An 11,853-nucleotide genomic window follows, 5' to 3' on the forward strand; every position below is an offset into this window, starting at 1 on the left:
GGTCACTTCCGGAAGGAACGGTTACGGTTGATGGCCTCGAGTCGCGATGCGACTGTCGGTTCGTCAAGGACGCCGTCCACTTCGCCGGACAGCCGCCTGCGCCAGTTGGGATGCGTGTCGACGGTGCCCGGGAGGTTCGGCGCCTCGACAAGGCCGAGCGCATCCTCGATCGGCAGCATCGCCAGCGGCGCCGGCGTGGACGACATGAACTTGATCGCGGCGTCCAGTGCCACATCCGTGTGGTTGCGGTCGGGTTCGCCGCCGTGCGCGCATCCGGACGCCGTCAGCGCGTCCCACAAGGCGGTGCGCTCGCGCGCACGATCCCGTCGCGCATCGTGTTCCGACTGTCCCGGCGCATGCAGGTCGAGCCTGGTGCGCCATTCGATATCCCGTTCCTGCCACCAGCCGGAGATCGTCGGCAGGTCGTGCGTGGTCGTTGTCGCGATCGCATGCGGCGACCATTCATCGGGGCGGAAGAAACGCCCGCCGAATTGCTGGAACACCAGTACCCGTATGCCGAGCAGGCCGGCCTGCGCCAGCGTCCTGTCGAATCCTTCCGGCACGGTGCCGAGGTCTTCCCCGATCACAATGGCACGATGCCGCCACGACTCCAGCGCAATCAGCCGCAGCAGGTCCTGCAGCGGGTATTGCAGGTAGGCGCCGTACTCGGGCGATGCGCCGTTGGGCACCAGCCACAGGCGCGTCAGGCCGAGCACATGGTCGATGCGGGCACCGCCCGCGTAGTTGAAGATCGCGCGCAGCATTTCGATGTAGGCGCCGAAGCCCTTTGCCTTCATCGCATGCGGCGAGAAGGCGCCCAGTCCCCAGCTCTGGCCGCGGGTGTTGATGACGTCCGGCGGCGCGCCGACCGACAGGCCATTGATGATCTCTGCCTGACGGCTCCACGCCTGGCTGCCGTCGTTGTCGGCACCCACCGCGAGGTCGGTGATCAGGCCGATCGGCATGCCCGCGTCACGCGCCGTCCGCTGCGCGCCGGCCAGGCCGACCGCCGCCTGCCATTGCAGGAACTGATGGAACTCCACTTCCTTCGCATGCCGGCGCGCGAACTCGTCCACCTCCGCGCCGCGCGGATCGCGCAAGCCCTGCGGCCAGGTGCGCCAGTCGCAGCTTTCGCCATGGCCGAGTCGCCACGCATGCAGCGCCTCGAAGCGGGCATGGTCCTGCAGCGCGCTCCCGCCCTGCCGTCGAAAGTCTTCGAAGTCGCTGTGTCCGCCGGCGGCGGTGAACTGCTCGAACAGCCGCCGCAACAGGGACAGGCGCAAGGAAGCGGCGGCAGGCCAGTCGATCAGCGGCTGCTGCTCCAGCGCCGCATACCTCGCTGCCGCGTCGCTGCCCAGCGCATCCAGCGCAGCAGCCATTGCCTGCGGGCCCAGCACCCGCGCCGGATCGATGTGCAGCGCATTCAGGAACAGGCGGCTGGACGGACCGTAGGGGCTGTAACGATTGACGTCCGCGCTGAACATCGCGTGCACCGGGCTGATCGCCACTGCGGAAGCGCCGTGCGCAGCAGCAGACCGCACCAGCGACGACAGGCCCGAGAAGTCGCCGATGCCGCCGTCGCCGGTCCGGCGCAGCGAGTACAGCTGCACGGCGAGCCCCCACAGGCGTGCCTCAGCATGAGCGCCACCGTGCGTGCCACCGTGATCGCCACCGCGCGCTCGACCATTCCTCGCCAGTGCATCCGCGACGCCGTAGCAGCGCGGCGGTGCGACCGCGACTGTCATTTCCGCATCGCCGGTCTTGAGGCGGTGATAGCCGTAGCAGTCGATCGCCGGCAAGGCGATGCCACCGCCAACATGGTCCGGAAAACGGCCGTCGATGCTGCGCCCGTCTTCCAGCTCGATGCGATAAGCCTTGCCTGCGAAGCTGTGCAGCGCACCGACCGAAATCGGCTCGCCGACCGTCCCGGTGACGAGTGCCGGCAGTCCGTGATTGCCCTGCAATGCGGCGAGCCGCGCGTGGCTGTCCCTGCAGTCGGCGTCGCTTGTGCAGGGAAAACCGAGCGCCTCCAGGATGGTGCGCAGCGCATCCGGATTGACTTGCTGCGGCTTGCCGAAAGCATCGGTCCATTCGCGTGCGAGGCCGGCCGCTGCGGCCAGCCGGAGAATGTCTGCGTCGTTCACGGTGCGTCCTCCAGCAGCGCGATGAAGGACAACGGCGGCAACTCGTCGCACAACACCGCACCCTCCACGCCCTCGGTTGCAAAGAGAATGGCGCCGCCCTGCCCGTCCGCCAGCCGCTGATAGGCGATCTTGACCGGCTGTTCTCCAAGGTTGATCGCTGCCATCAGCACCTTTCCGTCACCCATGCGCCAGCGCGCCTTGACCGCGCTCTTCCCCAGCACCTCGGCGGACAGCGAGGCTGCGCCATCCAGGCGCGGCACGATATGCGTGTGCCGGATCGACAGCAGGTTCTTGCACCATTCGCGCCACAGCGGTGCGAGCTCGCTGTCCAGCTTGGGGATCGAATCGAGGAAGGTCTGCTCCGCATTCGGATCGGGAATCTGCTCGCGTTTCGCCGGATCGGTGAAGGCGGAAAAGCGTGCAAATTCCTCGCGACGGCCATTCCGCACCGCATCCGCAAGCTCCTGCGTCAGGTGGCTGGTGAAGTACAGGAACGGTTGCGTGGCACCGAATTCCTCTCCCATGAACAGCAAGGGAATCTGCGGCGACAGCAGCAGCAAGGCCGCCGCCGCGCGCAGTGCATGCGGATTGGCAAGTGTCGTCAGGCGCTCGCCGAAAGCGCGGTTGCCGATCTGGTCATGGTTCTGCAGGAAGAACACGAAGGACGTCGGCGGCAGGTGCGCGCTCGGCTCGCCACGCAGTGCGCCGCCCGGATACAGCGACGCCTCGCCCTGGTAGATGAAGCCTTCCGACAGCCCGCGCGCCAGCTTCTCCGACGACTGGTTGATGTAGCCGGCGTAATAGCCCTCGCGGTCGCCGGTCAGCATCGTGTGCAACACATGATGCATGTCGTCATTCCACTGCGCATCAAACAGCCGCGACGGCGAGCGCTCCAGCAGGCTCGCGGTGTTGTCGTCGTTCTCCAGCACGAGGTGCACATGCCGCTCCGCCGGGATCACGGCGCGCACCCGCTGTGCCATTTCCGCCAGCCAGTCCTTTTCGGTAATCGCGTGGACGGCGTCAAAGCGCAGGCCGTCGAAGCGGAATTCGGTGAGCCAGTAGATCGCATTCTCGGTGAAGAAGTCGCGCACCGGCTGCTGGCGGAAGTCGATCGCCTGCCCCCACGGCGTATGGATGTCGTCGCGGAAGAAGGATGGCGCATAGGCGCCAAGGTAATTTCCGTCCGGCCCGAAATGGTTGTACACCACGTCCAGGAACACCATCAGCCCCAGACCGTGCGCCGCGTCAACCAGCGCCTTCAACTGGTCCGGCGTGCCGTACGAGGCGTCGGGCGCGTACGGCAGCACGCCGTCATAGCCCCAGTTGCGCGGGCCGGGAAAGTCGGCGACCGGCATCAGCTCGATGGCCGTGATACCAAGCTCGGCCAGTGCCGGCAACTGCGCCATCACGCCGTCGAAACCGCCGAGCGCGCCGACATGCAGCTCGTACAGCACCGTCTCGTGCCACGGCCGTCCGCGCCAGACGATGTTCTTCCACTGGTAGACATCCGGGTCGCAGACGATGCTTGCATCGTGTACGTCGCCCGCCTGCGCGTGCGAGGCCGGGTCCGGCACGGCAAGCGATTCGCTGACGCGGTAACGGTAGCGGGCGCCGGCATCGCAGTCCGCTTCGACCTCGAACCAGCCGCCGTCCATGGCCTGCATCGCAACAGGCGAGCTGCCATCGATCTCGACACTGACCTGCTGCGTGCCGGGCGCCCACAGGCGGAAACGCGTGCGGCCGGGCGCGACGAGCTGCGCGCCAAAGGAAAATGCGAATGAAGAATTAGAGAATGACATTGTCGGCTACCAACAGGACGGCGCAATGCGCGCCGACGGTTATTCGGTTGTTTTCGGGTACCCGGGCCGAAGCGTCCTGCTGCCCGGGATGCGCCGGGTCCGAAAGGTCGGCCGATTCAGCCGATTCAGCCGAGTCCAGCGCCACGCGCCACGGCATCTGCGGCTCCGGCAGGATGAACACATGCTCTTCCGCAAAGGCATTCAGCAACAGCAAGGCTGCCGACAGCCTTCCGGTATTGACGTCCATCGCCACCCGCCGCAGCGCCAGCAGCCGCCCCTCCGGGTTGTTCCAGCGCTCCGGCGTCAGCTCGACGCCCGCCTCATCGAACCAGCTGATGTCCGGGATGCTCTGAAACGTCTTCGACCACGCTTTCAGGAAACGGTTGCTGCCGAGCGTGGGGATCACCATCCGGGCGGCGATGCAGCGCCGCGTGAAATTCAACAGCGCCTTGCCTTCCGGCGTATCGGCCAGCGACCAGTCGAACCAGGAAATGTCGGAGTCCTGGCAGTACGGATTGTTGTTGCCCTGCTGCGTGCGCCCGAACTCGTCGCCGCCCAGGAGCATCGGCGTGCCGTTGGAGAGCATCAGCGTCATCAGCATCGCGCGCTTGAGCCGCTCGCGCGTGGCCAGGATCTTCGGGTCACGGGTCGGCCCTTCGACGCCCCAGTTGCTGCCGCGGTTTTCGTTGCTGCCGTCGCGGTTTTCCTCGCCGTTTGCCTCGTTGTGCTTGCTGTTGTAGCTGACAAGGTCCTGCAGCGTGAAGCCGTCGTGCGCGGTGACGAAGTTGATCGACGCCCAGTTGCGGCGGCGATGATGGTTGAACAGGTCCGCCGAACCCAGCAGCCTGCCCGCGATCTTGCCGCGCAATCCGGCGTCGCCGCGCCAGAAGCTGCGCACATCGTCGCGGAAGCGGTCGTTCCATTCCGCAATGCCGGGCGGGTGGTTCCCGACCTGGTAGCCACCCGGCCCGAGATCCCACGGCTCGGAAATCAGCTTGGTCCGCGCCAGCACCGGGTCTTGCAGCAAGGCATCGAAGAACCCGGCGCCAGGGTCGAAGCCGTGCGGCTCGCGCCCCAGCGTCGCGCCAAGGTCGAAGCGGAAGCCGTCGACATGGAACTCCTGCACCCAGTAACGCAGGGAGTCCATCACCATGTGGATCACGCGCGGATGCGACATGTTGAGGGTATTGCCGCAGCCGGTGTCGTTGACGTTGTGGCGCGGATTGTCCGCCTGCAGCCGGTAGTAACTGGCATTGTCGAGGCCGCGGAAGGAAATGGTCGGGCCGAGCTCGCTTTCCTCGCAGGTGTGGTTATAGACCACGTCGAGGATCACCTCGATGCCGGCGGCATGCAACTCGCGCACCGCATGCCGCATTTCATCCGGGTTGCCGCCCGACAGATAGCGCGGCTCCGGCGCGAAGAAGGACAAGGTGTTGTAGCCCCAGTAATTCGACAGGCCGAGCTGGACCAGCCGCCGGTCCTGCAGGAAAGCATGCACCGGCAAGAGTTCCACCGCGGTGACGCCGAGCCTGACAAGGTGATCGATGACGAAAGGATTGGCCAGGCCGGCAAAGGTGCCGCGCTCGGCTGCCGGGATGCGCTCGAGCAGCATCGTCATGCCGCGCACATGCGTCTCGTAGATGACGGTCTTTTCCCACGGCACGTTCGGCGGCTTGTCGCCATGCCAGTTGTAGCCGGTATCCATGACCACGCCCTTGGGCATGGCGGGTGCGCTGTCACGGTGGTCGAAGGACAGGTCACCGCGCGGCGAATTCATGCGGTAGCCGTACAGCGTATCCGCCCAGCGCACCTGTCCGTTCAGTTGCTTCGCATACGGGTCGAGCAGCAGCTTGTTCGGATTGAAGCGGTGCCCCTGCTCCGGCTGGTACGGACCGTACATGCGATAGCCGTATAGCGTGCACGCATGTACCCCGGGCAGATAGCCGTGCCACACTTCGTTGGTGCATTCCGGCAGTGCGCAGCGCGCCAGCTCGTGCCTGCCGGTCGGGTCGAACAGGCAGAGCTCCACCGCCGTCGCATGCGCGGAAAACACTGCGAAGTTGGTCCCTGTCCCGTCATACGTCGCGCCCAGTGGATAGGGCAAGCCTGGCTGGACGGGACGCAGGGGAAGATGCAGGGCCGGCATGCTCGACTGGACTATTGCGAGGCCTGTGCCTGCGGCGGCACCGGCTTCAGCACGATCGCGGACAGCGGCGGCAGCCGGAGCGCCAGCGACTGCGCCATGCCATGCGCCGGATGCGGCTCCAGTGTGATGGCGTCGCCGTTGCCCATTCCGCTGCCGCCATAGACACCGGCATCGCTGTTGAGGATTTCCCGCCATGCCGCCACAGCACCACCGGCGGCTGCGCCGAATTCCGGCACGCCGATCCGGTAGCCTTCGCGCGGCACCGGCGTCATGTTCAGCACCACCAGCACTGGCGGGTCACCCTCGTCACCGCGGCGCAGGTAGGCAAACACGCTGTTGTTGCTGTCGTCGCCGATGACCCAGGCAAAACCTTCCGAGCTGAAATCCTTGCGGTGCAGCGCCGGCTCGCCGGCATAGATGCGGTTGAGGTCGCGCACCAGCCGCTGTACGCCGCGGTGCGCGGGATTGTCGAGCAGGCCCCAGTCGGGCGAGCCGTCGTGGTTCCACTCGGCGTACTGGCCGATCTCGCATCCCATGAACAGCAGTTTCTTGCCGGGATGCGTCCACATGAAGCTGAGATAGGCGCGCAGGTTGGCCAGCTTCTGGCCGCCATCGCCCGGCATTTTATTGAGCAGCGAGCCCTTGCCGTGCACCACTTCGTCATGCGAGATCGGCAGGATGAAGCGTTCCGAGTACGCGTAGATCAGCCCGAATGTCATGTCGTGATGATGATGCTGCCGGTAGATCGGGTCATAGCTCATGTAGCGCAGCGTGTCGTGCATCCAGCCCATGTTCCACTTGTGCGTGAAACCGAGCCCGCCCTGCTCCACCGGCGCGGATACGCCCGGCCATGCGGTCGACTCTTCCGCGATCATCAGCGTGCCGGGGCAACGCTGCGCAATCACCTCGTTAAGGTTGCGCAGCAGCGCGACGGCTTCCAGGTTCTCGCGCCCGCCGTGGATGTTCGGCACCCACTCGCCCTCCTTGCGGCTGTAGTCGCGGTACAGCATCGACGCCACCGCATCGACGCGCAATCCGTCGACGTGATAGTGCTCCAGCCATTCCAGCGCACTCGCGATCAGGAAGGCGCACACTTCGTTGCGGCCAAGGTTGTAGATCAGCGTGTTCCAGTCCTGGTGGTATCCCTCGCGCGGATCCTGGTGCTCGTACAGCGCCGTGCCGTCGAAGCGCGCCAGCCCGTGCAGGTCCGAAGGAAAATGCGCCGGCACCCAGTCGAGGATGACGCCGATGCCGGCCGCGTGGCAGCGGTCGACAAAGGATGCAAAGCCTGACGGCGGACCAAAGCGCGCGGTCGGCGCGAACAGCCCGAGCGGCTGGTAGCCCCAGGAACCGCCGAACGGATGCTCCATGATCGGCAGGAACTCGACATGCGTGAAGCCCATGCCCTGTACATACGGAATCAGCCGGTCGGCCAGCTCATGCCAGTTCAGGCTGCGGCTGTCTTCCTCCAGCACGCGCAGCCACGATCCGGGATGCACCTCGTAGATGGACATCGGTGCACCTGAATGATGACGCGCTGCGCGGCCGGACATCCATTCCTCGTCCGTCCAGCGGAAAGGTACGTCGGATGCGACGACCGACACGGTCGATGGCTGCATTTCCGTCGCCCGCGCAACCGGGTCGGCCTTCAGCGGCAGGACATTGCCGTCGATGCCGACGATCTCGTACTGGTAGCGGGTGCCGCTCTTGATGCGCGGGATGAACAGTTCCCACACGCCCGCCTCCACCCGCAGCCGCATCGGATGCCGGCGTCCGTCCCACAGGTTGAAGTCGCCGACCACCGACACGCGCCGCGCATTCGGCGCCCATACCGCAAAGCGCGTGCCGGCCACGCCATCAATCACCATCGGATTCGCACCGAGGCAGCGGCCCAGCTCGCGGTGCGTGCCTTCCCGCAGAAGGTGCATGTCCAGGTCGCCCAGCAACAGGCCGAAGCGGTACGGGTCCTCCGTGTACTGGACCTGCTCGCCGCCGGACGGTGTCGGCCAGGTAATGCGTAACAGGTAATCGTCCAGCTCGCGCAACGGCGCGCCGCTGACGAACAGCCCGCTCTGGTTGGCGTTGTACAGCGACTCCAGCAGCTCCCCGCCGGCATCGTTGCCCGGGACGCGGGACACGATATCGACTGCCCGCGCACCGGGCTGGAAGGTACGCACGACAATTCCTTCGCCCACGCGGTGCGGCCCGAAAAGTGCAAAAGGATCCGCCAGCTGGCCATGGACCACCGCATCGATGGTCTTCTGGTCAACTCCGGTCAGTTCCTCGGTGTGCTCGGTCATGCGACTGCTCTCCTTTACTGTCCTCTTGCGTTATCCGGCATGGGCTGCATCACGCAGCTTGTCCGGTGCTACTCTCCGCCCGCGACGTTCAACAGCTCGTCGGCGATCTTGGCCAGCCCGTTCATCGGCACCGCGATCCACGCCGGACGGTTGGCCGCCTCGTAGCAGATCTCGTAGCCCGCCTTTTCCAGCACGAACAGCTGCAGCAGGCAGAGCTCCTGCTCCGGCGCCAGCTTCAGCGGCCCCGTATAGGCTGCGGCGCGATACGCGTCGAGGAAGGCTGCCTGGCAGATCGGCGCAAAGCTGCGGATGATGCCCTGCTTGCGCAGCTCCGCGGCCTCGTCAAGGTCGGCTGGCCCCGCGCCACCGCCGAACGCGGCCGCATAGTCGAAGGAGCGCATCAGCCCCGCCACGTCGCGCATCGGGCTGGCCTTGCCGCGCCGCTGGTCAAGCGACTTGGCCGGTTCGCCCTCGAAATCGACGATATAGACATCGCCATGCGCGACAAGTACCTGGCCGAGATGGAAGTCGCCGTGGATGCGGATGCGCAGCGCACCGACGCCGGCGGCAGCGAGCTCATCCAGCTTCTGCAGCAGCTGCTCGCGCATGCCGATCAGCCACGACACGCGGCGCGCCTCGGCGTCGCTGCTCCATTCGGTCCTGGCACTGATGACGTCGAAGGCCGCCTCGAGCTGCCGGCGTGCCATCTCCGCCCAATCCTGCGTGTCTTCCTCTGTCGCCGCTTCCGGCGCAAAGTCGGGATTGTCGGTGGGCGTCGCCAGCGCGGCATGCATCTCGCCCAGGCGATGGCCGAGCCGTGCCGACAGCTGCACGAGGTCGTCCTGCGGATCGGAAATGTCGGTCGAGGTCTCTGAAGCGGCAGCGGTCTCCGGCATCGCCGCCTGCTGTATCCAGCGCGCCAGCGTATCGAGCATCCATTGCCAGGCATCGCCCTGGTTGTGGATGAACTGCTGCAGCATCATCATCGTGTGGCGCGTGCCGTCGGCGCCGATGCGGGTCACTTCGCCCAGCATCTGAGGTGAGTTGGCATAACCGAGTGCGGTCAGGTAGCGCCCCATTTCCGCTTCGGGATGCATGCCGGGCAGCAGGCGGCGGATCACTTTCAGCACCATGGTGTCGGCCAGCACCAGCGAACTGTTTGACTGTTCCGCCGACAGCCGTCGCACCGCCGGCTCGGTGTCAATGTCCACGGCCTCCAGCGCATCGGTGGGCAGGAAACGAATCTCGCCGTCGGCAGATGGAATGGATGCGCGTGCGCGCAGCAGTTCGACGATCACATAGGCAAACGAATCCAGCACGTAGGCGTCGGTAAGCAGGCCGACATTCCGGCCGCGCCGCACGCGCGCCAACGCGAGCTGATGCGGCAGTGCGGTCACGATGTCTTCCTCGCGGATATAACCGATCGGGACGAGATAGCAGTCGGTGCCGGACGCGGTCGTTGTCTCCACTTCGGCCAGCATGGTTGGCATCAGCTGCGGGCGCACTGCCGACGCCGGCAGCATCGTCGCAAGTGTGATGCGCGCTGCAAGCAGCTTTTCCTGCTTTCCCGCATACCAGCGGCGTTTCGGCAGGTAGTTCGGCAGGACGTCCTTTTCCAGCAGCTCGCGGCGTGGCGACTCCAGCACCTCCGCGATGCCTTGGCGCAGCACCAGTGTCTGCAGCTCGGGCAGCGGTTCCGGCGCCGGGGTATGCCAGGCCGGCATCCTTGCCTCGGTCGCCAGCAGGAACCAGTAGAAGCCATAGGGCGGCAAGGTCATCAGGTACGGCAGCTTGCCGATCGGCGGGAAGGCGGACCCGCCCAGCATTTCCAGCGGCACGCGCCCCGCATAGGCAGACAGGTCCAGCTCAACGGCTTGCGCGGAGCGCGACACATTGGCCACGCACAGGATCGTTTCCAGGATCTCGCCGTCTTCCTTGCTGTGGTATTCGCGCAGGTAGGCAAGGATGCGGCGGTTGGCCGGATACAGCACCTGCAGCGTGCCGCGCCCGAAGGCGCAGTGCTGCTTGCGCACGGCCAGCATGCGGCGCGTCCAGTTGAGCTGCGAATACGGATCGGCCGTCTGCGCCTCGACATTGACCGCCTCGAAGCCGTACAGCGGGTCCATGATCGGCGGCAGCACCAGCCGGGCGGGGTCCGCGCGCGAAAAGCCGCCGTTGCGGTCTGGTGTCCATTGCATCGGCGTGCGCACGCCGTCGCGGTCACCGAGGTGGATGTTGTCGCCCATGCCGATCTCGTCGCCGTAATACAGCACCGGCGTGCCGGGCATCGACAGCAGGAAGCTGTTGAGCAGTTCGGCGCGGCGCCGGTCGCGTTCCAGCAGCGGCGCCAGCCGGCGGCGGATGCCAAGGTTAATGCGCGCGCGCCGCTCCGACGCATAGAAATCCCACAGATAATCCCGCTCGCGGTCGGTGACCATCTCCAGCGTCAGCTCGTCATGGTTGCGCAGGAAGATCGCCCACTGGCAGTTGGCAGGGATCTCCGGCGTCTGGCGCAGGATGTCCGCGATCGGAAAGCGGTCTTCCTGCGCCAGCGCCATGTACATCCGCGGCATCAGCGGGAAGTGGAACGCCATGTGGCACTCGTCGCTGTCGCCGAAATACGGCCGCACATCCTCCGGCCACATGTTGGCCTCGGCCAGCAGCATGCGCCCCGGGTAGGCGGCATCGAGCTCGGCGCGAATGCGCTTGAGGATCGCATGGGTTTCCGGCAGGTTTTCGTTGCTGGTCCCCTCGCGTTCGATCAGGTAGGGCACCGCGTCCAGCCGCAGTCCGTCCACACCCATGTCCAGCCAGTAGGCCATGATGCCGAGCACCGCCTTCACCACCTGTGGGTTGTCGAAGTTAAGGTCCGGCTGGTGCGAATAGAAGCGATGCCAGTAGAACGCATTCGCCACCGGGTCCCAGGTCCAGTTGGATTTTTCTGTGTCGCAGAAGATGATGCGCGTGCCGCTGTAGGCCTGGTCGTTGTCCGACCAGACATAGAAGTCGCGCGCGGCAGAACCCGGCTTGGCCTTTCGCGCACGCTGGAACCACGGATGCTGGTCAGACGTGTGGTTGACGACCAGCTCGGTAATCACGCGCAGCCCGCGCCGGTGCGCTTCGGAAATGAAGCGCCGGACATCGGCCAGAGTGCCGTAATCGGGATGCACGCCGCGGTACTCCGCGATGTCGTAGCCGTCGTCCTTGCGCGGCGACGGATAGAACGGCAGCAGCCAGATCGTGTTGACGCCGAGGTCGGCGATGTAGTCGAGCTTTTCGATCAGGCCGCCAAAGTCGCCGATGCCGTCGTTGTTCGAATCGAAAAACGACTTGACGTGCACCTGGTAAATGACCGCATCCTTGTACCACAGCGGGTCGTCACTGAACGGACGGCTTTTCATCGAGGCGGAAGACGTGGAGGTACGGCGGGCGGAAGTTCTGCGGTCCATGGTTGTCGTGCGGCG

The 11,853-nt window shown here is 65.8% G+C and carries 5 protein-coding genes; all 5 read right to left on the reverse strand.

What is annotated here, in order from left to right; all coding sequences use genetic code 11:
• Positions 1 to 2 precede the first annotated feature (2 nt).
• The 5 genes from malQ to treS all read right to left on the reverse strand — a co-directional run bounded on the left by malQ (position 3) and on the right by treS (position 11,838).
• A complete protein-coding gene (gene malQ, locus ACYVIA_RS16515; RefSeq protein WP_460842689.1) occupies positions 3 to 2,144 on the reverse strand; it encodes a 4-alpha-glucanotransferase in 2,142 nt (713 codons plus the stop codon).
• Positions 2,141 to 3,943: a malto-oligosyltrehalose trehalohydrolase gene (gene treZ, locus ACYVIA_RS16520; RefSeq protein ID WP_460842692.1), complete on the reverse strand. Its 1,803-nt coding sequence runs from the start codon at positions 3,941 to 3,943 to the stop codon at positions 2,141 to 2,143. The genes malQ and treZ overlap by 4 nt, the downstream gene beginning before the upstream one ends.
• Entirely contained in the window at positions 3,930 to 6,089 is a 2,160-nt protein-coding gene (gene glgX, locus ACYVIA_RS16525) for a glycogen debranching protein GlgX (protein ID WP_460842694.1), read from the reverse strand. The genes treZ and glgX overlap by 14 nt, the downstream gene beginning before the upstream one ends.
• Positions 6,090 to 6,100: 11 nt before the next feature.
• Entirely contained in the window at positions 6,101 to 8,389 is a 2,289-nt protein-coding gene (gene glgB, locus ACYVIA_RS16530) for a 1,4-alpha-glucan branching protein GlgB (RefSeq protein WP_460842696.1), read from the reverse strand.
• A 68-nt stretch (positions 8,390 to 8,457) separates the two neighbouring features.
• On the reverse strand, positions 8,458 to 11,838 hold the full coding sequence (gene treS, locus ACYVIA_RS16535; protein WP_460842698.1) for a maltose alpha-D-glucosyltransferase: 3,381 nt from the start codon (positions 11,836 to 11,838) through the stop codon (positions 8,458 to 8,460).
• Positions 11,839 to 11,853 lie beyond the last annotated feature (15 nt).

The sequence above is a fragment of the Noviherbaspirillum agri genome, from assembly GCF_054780595.1.